Source organism: Bacillus sp. F9_6S_D1_P_5 (assembly GCF_054823925.1).
The window spans coordinates 498,151-514,516 of the sequence record NZ_JBTREW010000001.1 but is presented as its reverse complement, the minus strand read 5'-3'; the positions used below and the strand labels follow the sequence as shown (position 1 = coordinate 514,516).

Genomic DNA, 16,366 nt, shown 5'->3' with positions numbered 1-16,366 from the left:
ATTATATTTCTTCTTCAACAATCTGGCCCGATTGTTGAAGAAAGTAGCCTGTTCCAATAAAGAACTTTATTGTTCAGTAAACAACTTGTCATGAAACCATAAAACGAACCGAAATTTTTCTTAAGAGTAGAAAATTCGGCTCGCTTTATGTTGGAATTTGCTTAGCGTATATTTTCGTTAAAATGCGGGCGGGATCCCATGCCCATCAAGCTAACATTTTGAGACATCTCCATTACAAGAAATTCACATTTTTACAGTTATTTATAAGAATTCGACTCATTTTTTCGTTTTGGGATGTTATAAAATCTTTAAGTTGATGGGCATAGGGTGGGCCCCCAAACAGTACGATTTTATTTCAAAGACATAACGATCTTACTACACACTTTTTATTTATCACACACTCTTATCTGCTAGTATTACTATTTTCTATTACTAATGTTGCCGTTTCATTCGGATGGCTAAGAGGAAAATGATGGCCATATGGAACAAAATCAACCTTACCAAGATGCGATGGAGCAGAATAGCCTCTGTCATAATCCCCCCAAATAATGTGAAGATTATACTTTGTTACTTCATTGAAATCACCTTGATCGTTTTTCAGTAGTAAACTGTTAAGCTGAACCGTAGTATTTAAAATTCTAGGAGAAGTAAAACTGTTCCTTATTTTTTCAATATAATGTTCTGGAATGCTCTCCGTACTTTCAAACAAACCATTACTTAATAAATAACGCTCTATCAACTTAGTAGTTGCCAATTTTAATGTCCATTTGTTCATAAATTGAGGAACATTTAGCGATTTAGCATTTTTTTTAGCAACAGGTGGCTGAAGTAAAGTAATTGAATACTTCTTATCTATGTACTCTTGTACCAACGCTTCCAGAAGAATAAACGCACCGAATGAATGGCCAATTAAATGTGCACCATGAGTAGCTTTCTCCAATAACTTTTTCACTACATTCAAATAGATTTCTAGAAGATTTTTCTCTCGTTTAAAAGGAGAACGTCCCAAACCTGGAAGATCCAAGATCCATACAGGTTGACCAGTTTTTTCATGAAGCTCTTGTGCTAAAGGAAATAAATCCTCTCCATCACTCAATAAACCATGTAATAAAATAAACGGTTTACCCTCTCCTTGTAATTGGTAAAGGGTAGTGTTATCGCATAATGTTCGTTTAAATAAATGATTATGCTGGCCATTTTGATATATCATTCGATAATCCAGATCAGCTACTACGGCAGGGAGAAATTTCATTACACTCGTCTTCTTAAACCAATCTCCTCCCATAATTTTTTTCGCTGAAACATTTGAAAATTTTCGTTTTGTAATAAAATTCAGTCCATCAGAAGGAATTTTTGTTATTTTACTTAATCCACTATTCATAATTGTTTTCATAAGCGGCATTGGGACCGAGATTTTTGGTGCCCTCATATTCATACTTTCCGACATAATACTTAATAATTCAGCAATGTTCTGATCGTGCTGTTTGTCTTCAACAAGTGTATATGTTTGAATAGTCGGTTGCTCCAACCTGAAAACCTGCACAATAAACTTCGCAAACTCATCGTTTGAAATAAGTGGTAACCTATATCCCTTACCTCCAGGAATCACTGGCATGAGCCCTCTTCGCATACTCATCACAAGCAAACCTAATCCTGCTATCTGCTCTGTACTCCCTGTTTTGCTACTACCGACTACAGTTGGTGGATTAATTACAGAAAGCGGATAACCTACCGCTGATGCCTGGTGACGGATATAAAGATCTGCTAAAAATTTTGTTCTCTCATATGGATTTTTTATTTTCAAATAACTGTTTCCTTCTTTAAACACATCAATTGCAATCTTGCTATTTTTATCATCAAAGGGACTCATATAACCTACAACATGAATAAATTGTTGCAAGCCCTTCAATTGATGAATACTTTTAGCTAATTCACTAATATGTTTTGCGCCATTTAAAAATACGGAAGCTGCCTCTTTACTTGTCGCTTGAATATCCATGGGGCCTCCTGCGTGAATAATCACATCCGTTTTCAATACCCTCTCCTTATCTTCAGCACTTAGACCTAAATCTATTTTCGTCAAATCACCTTCAATAAAGTGCATAACTGCCTTTTTTAAGATGCCTCTTTCTTGAAAAAGGCGTATTGCTTTACTTTTTGACCTCACTAAAAGAAGAATTTTAACATCCTCTTTGGCTAATTCTTTCACTAATTGCTTTCCAATAAAGCCTGTTCCACCAGTTAAAAATACTGTTCTCATATAAGATCTCCTTTTTAGTACTATTCAGTACTAATTTGATGTAAAAAAAATGCTTCTTTTATCGAAGCAATTTTAAAAAATGATCTGCTGTTTTCGTAATTACAGTTGCATCCTTCAATGTTTCTGAAATAAATAACGCTCCTTCAAGATTTGTAATAAAAAGTGATGCAACCTCATCAATATTAATCGTATTTCTGAATTCTCCATTCTCTACCCCTTGTTTAAGTAATAGAGAAACTTTCTCTTGTAATCCTGTAAAAAAAAGACCTATTTTTTCTTTTATTTGCGTGGCCTGTGTAGGACTTTGAATATAAAGAGTAATAAATGGACAGCTCCCCTTATACTCTCTCGACTGAACTCCTTGTGATAATTGCTTTAAAAACTGTTGGATACGATCTTCAACTAAAAATTGGTTCTGAGAAATTACGTCATCAATTGCAGATTGATACATTTCAATCCAATAATCAACGACCCCTTCTAATAGTACTTCCTTATTAGAAAAGTGATAATACACATTAGACTTTGAAACTTTGCTTACACGTACTAATTCATCCATACTTGTATAAGCAAACCCTTTTTCTAAAAATAATGTTGCAGCTACTTCAATCACACGTTTTTGATTCATTAATTTTACCTTTGTCATAAATAGAACTATATAGTACTAATTTAAATATTGCAAGTATTTATGTTAATTTAGAAAAAAGTTTGATTAAAAAAGTTCTACTAACATTGATTTTACTGCAAAAAATCCTAACCCTAATTATTTTCAAGATGGAAAAATTAAGAAAGGTACATAGTATATACAGATAGATATGGAGACGTTAATGAACTCTCTTCAACCAGGACAAACATGTGAAATAGCTGATGCTTTTGTAGGTATGATTGATAAAGTTCCAGCTCGTGCAATTGCTCATCGATTAACAAAACAACAGGAAAATGGGCGAAAGTCTCATCGATATGAGAAAAAAACGGTCTTTGATATATTAGGTGTCGTTTACAATTGTACCCTGTCTGATAATCAAGCCGCTTAATTCAAAAAAGTGAAACCCGTTAAGGTTTATTTCGTATGCAAATCTTTCAATCACCTACACTTGCCCTTTAGAAAAAAGAAACAATCTCACCTAAAATTGACTTTGCATAAGCTTAGCTTGATAGCGATGGGGTACCGCCAGAATTCCGGAAAAAATTACGCTAAGAGTATACAAGATTTTATAAAGTTTTTCCATTAATCCAAAAACAGACAAGAACCCTAAAACCGCACCAGGATAAGAACGTATAAGAAATGCATAGATCTATAGAACAAAAAAAGACGATTCCCTTGTAAAATTAGGGATTCGTCTTTTTCATCGCTACCGATAACAAGAATTGTGTAAATAAGCTGTCCATATGGACAGCTTATTGGATATTTTCAAATACACGATATTTTATTTGTCGATTTTTTTAATCTTCATTATCGATTTCTATTGTACCTGTTCTAGCACTAACTTTTAAACTATTTAACAGATTATCAGGTGTCTTAATTTCCACTTCATATTCAAATGTAGATTGTGTTAAGTTGTCATCTTCTAATTCGAATTCTTTTTTCACATTAATAATTTCTCCATTTGTATGTGCTAAAGAAATTTCACGAACTTGTTTCTCAGTGTAGTTTTCATTCTTTTTTGCATAATTGTAACCCATACCATAATATCCACCAACAATAGCAATACCACTTACTAACATAGCAATTACACTTATAATTATTTTCTTTTTATGTTTTAACATTTTCATCCACTCCTTCATGATTAATCATCTATTCCAAATCTTGCTTCAAGCGCATTTTCTGCTTGCTCTAATTGATCTTCCAGTATATCGTGTTCTTTTTCTTGCACTTTATATTGTTCAATTGTTATCGTTCCAGCGCGATAATCTGCTTCTAGCTGATTATCAGATAGATCTATCTTGTCATCTAATTGATCAATTTCTTTTTTTGCTGCTAAGTACGTATTTAAGTTTTCTTCTTTTGCTCCAACTGGTTTCATATTATTTGCCTTTTCAACGATAGATGTGACTTCGTTTTTGAAATCTTGTATTTGCTTCGTATCATTTGTAGCAGACCCTGTTTTGTGTGGTTCTTGTTGTAGTTGAGAACTTTCTTTTTGCAATGTATCATTTTCCACTTTCAGTTGTTGTACTTCTGTATTTTTAACAGCTTGAGTAGAACAAGCTGTTAAGAATAAACAAGACATTGCTCCAATCAACATCGTCTGTCTCATTCTGTTTTCCTCCCTTTACATGTGCACCTTATCCTTGCCTTTATATTACACAACAAACATTAAAGGAAGATTAATGTACAAAAAAATAAAGTGAAGACTTTTACAAGTAGCCCAACTCCCCCTATCTCCCTCGCATTCGTCGAATTTTGAGGGAGGAGTCTTACTGCCCGTTAATCCTGGATAAAATGATATAATTAAATCGTTTCTAATCTTTCTTTAATGTTTTGGAATTATAGTGATACATATAAATAAGGAAAAAAGGAGAATGTTAATGCGAGTTCTTATTGTCGAAGATGAACAAGACTTACAAAATATATTAGTAAAACGATTAAATGCAGAACATTATAGTGTCGATGCATGTGGGAATGGAGAAGATGCCTTGGATTATATAAACATGGCTACCTACGATTTGATCGTGCTTGACATTATGATTCCTGGAATAAATGGTTTGCAAGTATTACAAAAATTACGTGCAGACAATAATACAACTCCTGTCTTGCTTCTTACAGCTAAAGATACAATTGACGATCGCGTAACAGGACTCGACTTAGGCGCGGACGATTATTTAGTAAAGCCATTTGCTTTTGACGAACTGTTAGCAAGAATTCGAGTGTTAATGCGAAGAAATACAGGAAACACATCTAATGTGTTTGAAATCGCTGACCTAGTGGTAGATTGCAATATGCATAAAGTAACAAGAGGAGACCAGGTTATCACTCTTTCCAGTAAAGAATTTGCTATTTTAGAATATATGATTCGTAATAAAGAAGTTGTGCTGACACGAGATAAAATAGAGCAACATGTGTGGAATTACGACTATGAAGGTGGCTCGAATATTATTGATGTTTACGTCCGCTATCTTCGTAAAAAAATTGATAGCCAGTTTGAAACGAAGTTAATTCATACAGTGCGAGGAACTGGTTACGTATTGCGAGTAGAATCATGAGAAGACTATCAATAAAAATGAAAGTAACCCTGTGGTATACAGGGCTAATTGTAATTATTATGGCACTCGTGTTAGCTTTTATTTTAACTTCTTCAGATAAAGTTTTGCTTTTTAATATGAAAGATCAATTGAAGAGCACAGTAAAAGAAAGCATAGAAGATATTGAATATAAGCATGGACAATTAAAGATGGACGATGATTTTGAAACGTTAGAAGATGGAGTAAATATCAGCATTTATAATAAACAAGGTGAGCTGCTGGCAGGAAATAGTCCAACAAGCTTTAATAAAAAGATCTCGCTTAAATCCGATGAAATACAAACCATTAAAGACGGTAATAAAGAATGGATTGTATATGATTTTCTCCATAATACAGGCGGCGATGAGCAAGTCTGGATTCGTGGAATAATGACTATGAGCCAATTATCGTCAACGATGAATACGCTTATTGTCATAACACTCATCTCATTCCCATTACTTATTCTCATTGCCGCAGTGGGAGGATATTTTATTACGCAAAGAGCGTTTCGACCTGTGCAACAAATGAGTGATTCAGCCAGTAAAATTAGTGATGGTAAAGATCTTTCGAAGAGAATTCATTTACAAGGTTCACCGAAAGACGAAATGTATCATTTAGCACAAACCTTTGACAAAATGTTTGAGCGATTAGAGACATCGTTCGAAAGCGAGAAACAATTTACATCTGACGCATCTCATGAATTAAGAACACCAACATCTGTTATTATTTCGCAATGCGAATACGCTTTATCACAGAGGAATAATCCGAAAGAAATGGAAGAATCGTTAGAAGTCATTTTAAAGCAATCACGTAAAATGTCCGCGCTACTATCCCAACTCTTATTATTAGCAAGAGCTGATCAAGGAAACCATAATACTTTTCAATTTGAATGTATCAATATGAGTGAATTAACGGAAATCGTTGTAGAAGAGCTTTCATTAATGGATCAAGAAACATCGATTAATATAACAACTCATATAGAGGAAAACCTGTTTATAAAAGCTGATCAAACATTGATGATGCGTTTATTAATGAATTTACTAACGAATGCGATTGCTTATAGCAAAGCGAACGGCACTGTGCATATGCAACTGTTCCGTGATGAAACCAACATAATTGGTAAAGTCTCCGATAATGGCATAGGCATCAGCGAACAACATATTACAAAAATATGGGACCGATTCTATCGAGTTGACACAGCACGAACATCTTCAAGCACTGGAAACACAGGTTTAGGATTGTCGATGGTAAAATGGATTGTAGAACTACACGGAGGAGAAATTACGGTTGAAAGTAAATTAGGAGAAGGCAGTACGTTTACCTTTAAACTACCAATTGAAAAACGAGCATAATGTATGAATATCTGTAGCTCCAGAATAAAGATTCTTCAATCCTTATTTAAAAGTAACCGACGCATTTTAAACAGCATCGATTTTATCATTTTGGACAACCTGTTCTGTTAGTCGATATGCATATGGAAAAAATATCGAAATAAAACCCCAGAAATCCAAAGGTCTCTGGGGCTTCATTATATATTTAGCTCTTTTTGCTTTTTGTTTTGTTTATGTTTATACAGCAATTTTCGGCTTATGAGAGAAATCAGTAATAAGACCAGTATTAGTACGAAAAGTTGCATAAATGATAAATCAAAATATTTAGCACCTGTAACGATTAACAGTGTAGAAATCGTACCTTTCACAATGAAAAAAATAATAATCCATAATCCGCCTTTTTTCCAGTTCATTTTTATACTACCCTTTCCTACTTTTTAATTCTTTAATGGGACACCTTATTAGAAATCTATTATATTAGTAAAAAAATCATGTCTAATTAACTGCGACGATTCTATATTAAATGAAAATGATATTCAATGTCAATTTTATTGACTATTTGAATACCTGTTTCTTATAAGCAATAAACTTTTGTTGTCAAACAAAAAAACACCTCCGTATATTCGTATTTAAATTAAATACGGTATAAGAGGTGTTTTTTCCTTGTCTTATTTCATTGGGTCACTTCACTTCGTATGCAAATTCAAGAAGTGTTTTTTCTTAATACTGCAGCTATTTTCTAGTACACAATAACTGGATCATACGTGTTCAAACTATCATACACAGTTTTTGCAACGTTAGGCAGAAGGTTCACACATCCGCCTGATCCCCCAGTTACATAAGCATTATTTCCCCAGTCTTTTCGCCAGCCGGCATCATGGAATCCTTGACCGCTATTTGTGAATGGAACCCAGTAATCTACTTTCACTGCATAATCAGCTTTCCCTACTGCGCTACCTCTCAGCGTGTATGGAGTTCGTTTATATAAAACGTACCACACACCTGGTGATGTATCTTCACCCGTGCTATGTTTACCCGTTACTACATTTGTTGTCAACACTAGTTTTCCATCTTTATAAATCCAAATTTGTTGATCCGCAATTGAAACTTCGGCATACGTGTCCCCGATGCCATTATTCGCTGTTGTTTTATAGCCGATTCCTTCCTTCTCCCAACCATTCCCGTGAATATTAGAAGCAGAAATCGATTTTTCGCCTTTCTCAAAGGCTTGTTGCACTTGTTTTGTTTCTTTTTCCACATCTAGTGCCCAGCCGTATCCTTGTCCTTTTACTGATATAACCGAACCAGAATGTGTTTTAAAAGCGAAGTCTTTATGTAATGTAGATTTAGCCTTATTAATTTCAGCAATCTTATTCTGAATGTCGCTCGCATCGATTGTCACTTTCATGTCCTTTGACATAGACGCATTTTGAATTAAATCTTTCGCTTTTAGTGAATACACTTCACCTTGTATTTTATAATCAACAGACTGCGTAAGAAGATTTTGTAATGCTTTCTCTTCTTTTTTAATAATTGGATCATCTTCTTTAATAGGCTGTATGTATGCAGACTTTAAATGAATTTCGCTTTTATGCTTCTGCTTGTCGTAATCTTTTAGAAGATTCGTAACGTCATATTGTTTCCCATCAACGCTCTTCGAAATAACAACTTTTCCTTGTTCGAGCTTCGCCATAGCATCTTGAGGCGCTTTTAATTTTTCATTCATAGAAACGAGCTTTTCTTCTACAAGCTTTTTCATCGTTTCATTACGATACTGATCCACTTCTTTCGGTAGCAATGAATAATCTTTTTCCTTTGCGGAAGGGAAAAATGTCCACTGGCTTTTTAATAATTTCTTAACTTGTGGCATATCTTTTTCCGTCAGTTCCGTTTTTGTATCTTGTTCATCTAAAATTTGTTGTTGATCAATATAGACTTTGTTTGCTAGCCCAGACGTCTTTAATTTCTGTATTGCCTGATCAGCGCTCAAACCACCAACATTCGTATCGTTAATTGTAACATTTGAATTGAAGTGAGTTGCCTGATAATAACTTAATCCTCCAATAAGAAGTGCAATTACACCGCCACCCGCAGCGATTAGCTTCCAATTTGTAAAACGTTTTTTTGATCTTACCCGTTTTTTCTCAACTTCTTCAACAGATTCATTTACTGTATTATTGTTCATCAATCTTTCCCCCGTATACATAAACGTCAATTGATTTTAAACCAAAACCATTGATTAGTGTACCTTATTTTTCCTGAAATTTCATTGTTTTTAACTAAGTTTTATTCCATTTAATCAATTAAAGTTAGATTTTTTAATAGAAAGATATATAAACATGGTAGATAAAGTGAAAAAAGACCAAACCAATCGAGTTATTACGTGCCTCCGCATTTCCCGAATTTTGAAGGGTGATATTTAACTTAGTAAAATAATTTTTAGAAGGTTCAAGTTAAAGACAGGCAACATAGAATGCCTCTTATTTATGAAAAATATCCACAAAAAAGGTTCTACATGTAAACTCTTTTTGGTGAATATTTTAATGTCGTATATTTTATTAATTAAATGCGAACTATGCTTCCCGCTTTTCACCAAGTTTCACAAACTCTACTATTGGCCTAATTAAATTCACCTTATGACTTTTATCATCAACAATTTCAAAGTTCTTAAAAACTTTCATATATGTTTATACCACGCTTTATTGATACGCTTAATCTTTACTGGTGTTGAAGTTTTAGACTCTTTCTTTGGTGTAATCCTATTATTAGAACATCCTGCAATAGTAAGACAGCATGTAGTCAATACAACCAATAATATTAATTTTTTCAAATAGCCACTCCTATATAAACGAAATATTATATTAAGAAAATTAAACATAACATCGAATCTTTCTAAAAACAATATATTTCCTCGGTTTATTATTCATTGGCGGATTACTGGACACATTAATCCGCATATAAACGTAAAACCTCATGCCCATCAAGTCAATTTCCATTTTATCCGATTCTCAATATTTATTCCAATATAAATATATAGCTATTATTGTTGAAAACTAATTATCTCTCAAAATGAAAAATACGAACTGAATTCCTATAACCCCATATACGTTTATTCAGTTAACTTCTCCCCTGTAACAATCCGAAACAAAGTGGCTGCATTTTTTTCTTCTAATTGAGCGTACCGATTATCTCCTGAGATGATTTCCACTTTATCCTTATTAGGGCTTACCCAAACTTGATACAACACTGCTTTCGCCTCTATTTTCGGATTTTTAAATTGAAAAACAAATTGATAATCCGGTGGACGAGACATTTCCACTTTTTTATTTTCAAAAGTAGTATCCTTTAATATTTTCTTTACTTGCATCACTTCATTATTATCTGTCACTACCTTAAAATCTTCATATTCATTATCACCAATGTTTTTTTGCACTTCGATTCTTTGCTCTTCATTTCCTACTACATTTGAACAGCCAGTTATTATGAGTATACAGATGCCAATAAAAACTAAAGACAAATTCCTAACTCTCATATGAATACCCTCTTTTCAATACAAAATATCTTCAATTGTAAAATAAAGGTAATTATTTTAAACTTAAAAATATAACTAATAAAGAGGAAGGAGTGTCGTTCCATGCAGTTAAAAACATACACTTGGAAAAGTTATACGTTTCTCATTGTAAGTATATTCGTTACTATTAATCTCTTTCTCTTCTCACCTATTTTAGACAGAGCTGGAGTAGAATATGTTGTGCCTTTCGCCTACTTCATATTAGCTTCCGCTGTTATAGCAATTATATTAGCGGTCATCTCTTTTTGTAGCCGAGCTGAGAAGAAAATTTTAGCCATTATCGGTTTATGTTTTACTCTATTTAACACAGCGCTTATTTTATTTTTCCTTTGGTTTGGTTACTATTTCACTTAAGTAAAATATAAATAAACTCCATAAGCCACAAATAAAATTAGAAAAATAGAAATGCTGAGTATCGTGTATATAATCCATTTTACATTTGAACTCATCTACGCCCTCCTCACCTTCTAACAATTCCATTATATAACAAAAAAGCATTGGATACCCAATGCTTTTCACACTTACGCAAATAAAGATGTATTCGCATATAACGCTGGTGAACCACCTGAATGTACGAATAAAATGCTGTCTTCTTTATTAAATGTACCTTTTTTAATTAAGTCGATTAGTCCCGCTACTGCTTTACCTGTATACACTGGATCAAGTAAAATACCTTCTGTTTTCGCAAGTAATTGCACTGCTTCCACCATTTCTGGCGTTGGTAACGCATAACCTGGTCCTACATATTCATCAAAGCATGTAACAGCTTCGCGCGGGATAAAGTTTGGAATACCAACGTGAGTTGCTGTTTCCTCTACAAGTTTTGCTACTTTCTCTTCTTGTTCTGCTTTTCCTCTACTTACGTTGATTCCAATTACAGGAATGTTACTTTGCGTTCCAGCAAAACCAGTAATTAAACCAGCGTGCATACCAGCGCTGCCACTTACACAAACGACTGAGCTGAAATCAATTCCTTGATCGAATGATTGTGACATAATTTCTTGCGCACAAGCAACGTATCCCATTGCACCAGTAGGATTTGATCCACCAACTGGTATTACATACGGTGTATTACCTTTTTCACTAACTTCTTTCGCGACTTTATGCATCTCTTCCATAAGATCTGCTCCGTTTGGTACAACAATTACATTTTCAGCACCTAGTAAATGATATAAGAAATAGTTTCCATTAAAATCTGGCTTCTCTTCTGGCTCAAGCCCTTCTTCTAATACAAGAATACATTTCATTTTTTCTTTTACGGCAGCTGCCAGTGTTAGGCGGCAATGGTTTGACTGAATACCACCAGCCGTAATTAACGTATCGGCCCCTTTTGCCTGTGCATCCGCAACTAGAAACTCTAACTTTCTCGTCTTATTACCACCAGCTGTTAAACCAAGTAAATCATCTCGTTTAAAATAAATAGTCGGCCCACCAAGTGCCTCAGAAAAATTGTTTAATTTTTCAATTGGTGTATATGACTCTGTATATTTTTTTCTCGGGAATTTAGCTAAATTCATAAATAACGCTCCTTTTGTACTTCTTTCACAATGTATGTAACGATACTATTATTACATGTAAAAATGATGAAGTCATCTTTCTGGGGTAAAAATGTATTGGAATTTGGTTTTGGTGAATGGAATTGTATTAATGATTTTAGCTTCAATACGGTACATGAAATTTACATCAGCGATTTTTCAAATATATCGACTTACCGATAAACACCGATAATACAAAAAGACCCACTCATTCAAAAGTGGGCCCTTACCAATCACTTATTTGCCGAAAATCGAAGAAGCTGCGTTAATCCTGGTTCTAAATTCATTTCGCCTTTATGGCGTACGTATACAATCTTGTTCCCATCAAATTTTGGAGGATTTCCTGGATTATACGTCAGCCACTCATTCGTTCCTTCTACAGAGTACTCCATATACTCCGTTGCACCGACGATTATATTTTTACTATCATCAGCGGTTACATTTGGTGCCATTTGTGCAATTTTCGAATCACTAATTAATAATTTTTTTATCTCTTTATCACGTTTGTAATCATAAGCTGTCACCATTACATCGCTACCATACGCTTTCACTTGCAACCCTTGTTTAAATGAATAACCATCAGGAGCAGTCTTCTCTCCGCCATTTGGTCCAGCTGACATCCATCCAGTTTCAATTCCGCCCGTATTTACAACAGTAAATCCTTTTTTATCTCCGCCTGCAATTTTCTTTTTACCAGCCCAGTCTGGCAAGTTTAAATCCCAATGCGTATGACTCGTGAAGAAAACAACTTGCGGATAGTCTTTTAATATATCATACAACTTATCGACGTTTAAATAATCTTGTAAGTACGGTGATTGTCTTGATCCAGATACTGTATCAGGTAAAACGTGATGAGAGAAAATGAAAATTGGCTTATTTTTATCTTTTTGACTATATTCTTCTAAATTTTGTTTTAACCAACCTAATTGCTCATCACTCATAAATACTTCATCCCACATTTTTGAATCGTGGTATTTCATATATTTTTCAGTTCCTAAAAATAAAAGCGGATAACCGTCTAATTCTTTTTTATGATACACCTTTTCTTGTCCGCTAAATTGTAAGTAACGGTTGAATAGCGTTTCTTCCGTTACACCATTTGGCCATGTACTTTCAGAAAGTTTCCCATCAACTGTCCATTTACCAGCATAAAACTCATGATTGCCAACAGTTGACCATACATTCTCTGGATGCTTATTTTTGTTTAGCACACGCTTTACATCATCATATTGTGACTGCTGTCCAGTTGGCATTATATCCCCATTCATAATAAGCGCTCTAGAAAGTGGTGTCACTTTGTTCATATCTTTTAAAACATGATCAAAGTCTCCTAAATCCCCTTGAATGTCACTAATAACATTAAAAGTTGTAGCTGATTTTCGAACTTGCTCTTTCCCTTCCGCATGTGTTGAAAACGTCGGCAATAATGCCGCCATAACTGCTAACGAAGCAACTGTCTTTTTCATACAAATTCTCCCCTTAATATTAGAATGCACAAACTGACATGCTCTGCTTTCTCTTAGATGCTTGTCCAATTCACATTATAGGGGGCGATTGTAAATGTAAATTGGTTAAAAAATTAAGTGTTTTTTAAGAGATTTTGTCTTTTCATTGCACTCCACAATTCGAGATTCACGCCAATCTAGCTTTCTAGCCTTTAACATTACATACATGTAAATTTTGATGTTAAATCTTTTATTTTCATACGTTGTTTTTTATTACTTCTAATTTTCGGGAAAAATCCACTAATTAATAATGTTATAATCCATACCATTATTAGAATAAAATTTATTGTATTACCGGAATTCAAGCTGAAAACTCTCCACAAATAGGCAGCACAAAAAACGAGGATAGCGGTAATAATAAGTAAAAATGTCCTAACTACTAATCCGATGTAGGATCTCTTCTCTTGCTTAAAAATAAAAGTTCTTCTACCTTTGTACAATCTAATTGCAAATAGCAGCAAATATACACTAAGTATGGCTCCAATAACAATTGATGTAATGGAATTACTTTTTCTCTGCTCAGCTAGAGAGAAGTAACTTTCAGGTAATTTTCCAGTTTCATGTTCAATCCATGCATGGTAAATATCCTGTCGTAAGTCTATACCACCTTCACCATTTGTAAGGATTACCAATCCATCCTTTGTATTAGGAATGAAACCATAAAAAGAATGCCAGCCTCGATTGTCACCAGAATGATAAAGTAATTTCCATTGATTAGATAGTTTTTTTTCAAATATACCTAAACCATTCTCCCCTAATACTGGCTTTTGCATTTCTTCAACACGTTCACTTTTAATGACACCATTCCCTTTATTATTTGCATCCATGCTTGCAAGTATCAATGTCATCATATCCGTAACATTTGTCTTGAGGCCTGCAGCAGCCTGTTCGGTAAATTGGTAACTAGGGAGCTCCTCTCCAAAATATCCATAAGCTTTCGAAAGGTTTTGGTTTTCAGGACGTTGTAAGAATAAACTAGATTTCATTCCTAAAGGTTTCATAATTTGTTCTTCCATATAATGATCAAACGGTATTCCGGTAACCTCTTCAATTACAAGTTGTAAAATTGTATATCCGCCACCAGAGTAAATTGCTTCTGAACCTGGTTTATTGGTAACTTCCACTGGTTCATTAAGCCATCCTTTTCCAGACAAAGACTCCTCGATAGAGTCAAGATGTTTCCCTGGTGCAACCCCCAGGTATCCTTTATGTGCAGACAGCCCTGCTGTATGACTTAACAATCTTCTTATTGTGACTTCATTATTATGAAACTCTGAATTAGATAATTTCCATTTGGTCAGATATTTTTCAGCGGGATCATCTAGTGATAAACGTCCTTCATCTACAAGATGCAAAATTCCCCACGCTGTAATGCTTTTAGATATGGAACCAGCTTGAAATAATGTATCCTCATTCACCGCTTTTTTTGTCTTTTTATCTACATAACCGTAGTTTAGTGTATAAGCAATACGCCCCTCATGTACAATCCCTATTGCAACCCCTGGCACCTCATAATTCTCCTGCCATTTTGGTACCTGTTCATCCAGCTTTTTTTTGAAATCCTCTATACTCCTATCAGTCAACTTACTCGATTCTGCCCTCACCACATTTGTAAACCATGCTTCATTCGTAATAAATATACAAATGATGAAACATAAAATACTTTTGCATATTATCGATGCTTTTTGTCTATTCTTCATTTGCTCTACCCCTTTTTTCAGAATATTCTATCCAAAAATCAGAGTATCCTATTCACATATCTAGTTCTATCGATTTTCATTACTTAACCTTACAAAATTGTAATAAAAATCAAACTTCTACTATTGTCCTTTATCCGAGGACAATGAAATTCATTAACAAGATTGATATGAAATTATATTTATTGTTTCAGTTAAGGCCCCTAAAATACTAGTTTGGTTAATCAAATAGATATATTCCAAACTACAAAAATTTATAATAGAAAAGGTGGATTTTAGTTTTAATTAGAATTTGAACAAAGTATTGCTGCAAATATTTATTCTATAAAAAGAAGAACCCCACACATTTTGATTTAAATGTGTGGGGTTCTTTTGGCTTCCTTAAGTTTTTATAAAAAAGATTGATTATTTTATGTAGCCTACTAAAAAAACATTTTGTTTAATCAACTAACAGAACAAGATTAAACACTTAACTCGTATTAGTAATTTTTACTGTTTCTGTTGATAAATATAAAAATACTGCCTAACACACTTAATGAAAGTGCAAAATATAATAACAAGTCAGGTAGAAATTTCAAAGGAATAATATCAATTAATTGTAAAACAATAATGGCAAGGATGCCCAAATATAGAATATTGTACAAAACATTATTTGTTTTATATAGAATTTCTCTTCCTCGTTCGTCATTTGCTTCATCACTTGATTGAAATTTTATTACATACATCTTACTTATCACTATTAAACCAAATAATAAAATTTTTAACAACAACATATGTATCACTCCTCTAGATAATCAAATACGTCGGTTAACGGCTTTTCAAATGCATTTGCGATTTTAAAGGCAAGAATTAGAGAAGGGTTATATTTATTCTTTTCAAGAGTAGCAATAGTTTGACGACTAACTCCCACTCTTGTTGCCAGTTCTTCTTGGGTCCAACCTTTTTCTGCTCGACAAACTACAATTTTATTATGCAACAATAGTAACACCTCTTTAGATAATTGTAATTTATTTTTTACAAATTGTAAATTATTTCTTACGATATATTTTTAAAATTAAAAATCCTCATAAAAAAGGACATAAAGATTTCTCTCCATGCCTACTAATCTTCTACTTCTTTACTGTATGTACATAATGGGCTGTTTCAAAAACTTAATAAAAAAGAGAACTACTCTTCAAGCACTTCTCTCTTTCATCCAAACGATACATATAAAATAAATTATTAAAAATATACTATATTAACTCCATA

The 16,366-nt window shown here is 33.6% G+C and carries 15 protein-coding genes and 1 pseudogene; 4 read left to right on the top strand and 12 right to left on the bottom strand.

Annotation, left to right across the window (positions count from 1 at the left end):
• Positions 1–403: 403 nt before the first annotated feature.
• Both ACUXEY_RS02545 and ACUXEY_RS02540 read right to left on the bottom strand, forming a co-directional pair.
• Positions 404–2,260: an alpha/beta fold hydrolase gene (locus ACUXEY_RS02545; RefSeq protein WP_429602507.1), complete on the bottom strand. Its 1,857-nt coding sequence runs from the start codon at positions 2,258–2,260 to the stop codon at positions 404–406.
• Between the two features lie 58 nt (positions 2,261–2,318).
• Entirely contained in the window at positions 2,319–2,885 is a 567-nt protein-coding gene (locus ACUXEY_RS02540; protein ID WP_166703091.1) for a TetR/AcrR family transcriptional regulator, read from the bottom strand.
• Between the two features lie 115 nt (positions 2,886–3,000).
• Between ACUXEY_RS02540 and ACUXEY_RS02535 the strand changes: the two are divergent.
• Positions 3,001–3,291 (top strand): annotated as a pseudogene (locus ACUXEY_RS02535) (hypothetical protein); the annotation flags it as partial.
• A 409-nt stretch (positions 3,292–3,700) separates the two neighbouring features.
• Here the strand turns inward: ACUXEY_RS02535 and ACUXEY_RS02530 are convergent.
• A complete protein-coding gene (locus ACUXEY_RS02530; protein WP_429602508.1) occupies positions 3,701–4,024 on the bottom strand; it encodes a PepSY domain-containing protein in 324 nt (107 codons plus the stop codon).
• A gap of 20 nt (positions 4,025–4,044) precedes the next feature.
• Complete coding sequence (locus ACUXEY_RS02525; RefSeq protein ID WP_461300006.1) at positions 4,045–4,515, bottom strand: hypothetical protein; 471 nt, start codon at positions 4,513–4,515, stop codon at positions 4,045–4,047.
• Positions 4,516–4,786: 271 nt separating this feature from the next.
• On the opposite strand from ACUXEY_RS02525, the gene ACUXEY_RS02520 reads away from it, so the two are divergent.
• Together ACUXEY_RS02520 and ACUXEY_RS02515 are read left to right on the top strand one after the other, a co-directional pair.
• Positions 4,787–5,461, top strand: a complete 675-nt coding sequence (locus ACUXEY_RS02520; RefSeq protein ID WP_166703088.1) for a response regulator transcription factor — start codon at positions 4,787–4,789, stop codon at positions 5,459–5,461.
• Positions 5,458–6,831, top strand: a complete 1,374-nt coding sequence (locus ACUXEY_RS02515; RefSeq protein WP_461300005.1) for a sensor histidine kinase — start codon at positions 5,458–5,460, stop codon at positions 6,829–6,831. The genes ACUXEY_RS02520 and ACUXEY_RS02515 overlap by 4 nt, the downstream gene beginning before the upstream one ends.
• A 176-nt stretch (positions 6,832–7,007) precedes the next feature.
• Here the strand turns inward: ACUXEY_RS02515 and ACUXEY_RS02510 are convergent, their stop codons facing one another.
• The 3 genes from ACUXEY_RS02510 to ACUXEY_RS02500 form a co-directional block, all read right to left on the bottom strand.
• The gene (locus ACUXEY_RS02510; protein WP_001104092.1) at positions 7,008–7,223 is read right to left on the bottom strand and encodes a hypothetical protein; all 216 of its coding nucleotides are present in this window, start codon (positions 7,221–7,223) and stop codon (positions 7,008–7,010) included.
• Between the two features lie 326 nt (positions 7,224–7,549).
• Positions 7,550–8,995, bottom strand: a complete 1,446-nt coding sequence (locus ACUXEY_RS02505) for a L,D-transpeptidase family protein (RefSeq protein ID WP_087956701.1) — start codon at positions 8,993–8,995, stop codon at positions 7,550–7,552.
• Positions 8,996–9,919: 924 nt separating this feature from the next.
• Complete coding sequence (locus tag ACUXEY_RS02500; protein ID WP_461300004.1) at positions 9,920–10,342, bottom strand: hypothetical protein; 423 nt, start codon at positions 10,340–10,342, stop codon at positions 9,920–9,922.
• A 102-nt stretch (positions 10,343–10,444) separates the two neighbouring features.
• Here ACUXEY_RS02500 and ACUXEY_RS02495 point away from each other — a divergent pair, with 102 nt between their 5' ends.
• Complete coding sequence (locus ACUXEY_RS02495; RefSeq protein ID WP_461300003.1) at positions 10,445–10,735, top strand: hypothetical protein; 291 nt, start codon at positions 10,445–10,447, stop codon at positions 10,733–10,735.
• 167 nt (positions 10,736–10,902) lie between these two features.
• On the opposite strand, the gene cuyA is transcribed toward ACUXEY_RS02495, so the two are convergent.
• The 5 genes from cuyA to ACUXEY_RS02470 form a co-directional block, all read right to left on the bottom strand.
• Positions 10,903–11,898 (bottom strand): D-cysteate sulfo-lyase, encoded by a 996-nt coding sequence (gene cuyA / locus ACUXEY_RS02490; RefSeq protein ID WP_461300002.1) that lies wholly within the window; start codon positions 11,896–11,898, stop codon positions 10,903–10,905.
• Between the two features lie 251 nt (positions 11,899–12,149).
• Positions 12,150–13,382: a DUF4073 domain-containing protein gene (locus tag ACUXEY_RS02485; protein ID WP_461300001.1), complete on the bottom strand. Its 1,233-nt coding sequence runs from the start codon at positions 13,380–13,382 to the stop codon at positions 12,150–12,152.
• Between the two features lie 197 nt (positions 13,383–13,579).
• Positions 13,580–15,121 carry a serine hydrolase domain-containing protein gene (locus tag ACUXEY_RS02480; RefSeq protein ID WP_461300000.1) on the bottom strand — a complete coding sequence of 514 codons (1,542 nt, stop codon included), beginning with the start codon at positions 15,119–15,121 and terminating at the stop codon, positions 13,580–13,582.
• A 476-nt stretch (positions 15,122–15,597) separates the two neighbouring features.
• On the bottom strand, positions 15,598–15,891 hold the full coding sequence (locus ACUXEY_RS02475) for a hypothetical protein (RefSeq protein WP_000925448.1): 294 nt from the start codon (positions 15,889–15,891) through the stop codon (positions 15,598–15,600).
• A 5-nt stretch (positions 15,892–15,896) separates the two neighbouring features.
• Entirely contained in the window at positions 15,897–16,097 is a 201-nt protein-coding gene (locus ACUXEY_RS02470) for a helix-turn-helix transcriptional regulator (protein ID WP_000903048.1), read from the bottom strand.
• Positions 16,098–16,366: the final 269 nt, after the last annotated feature.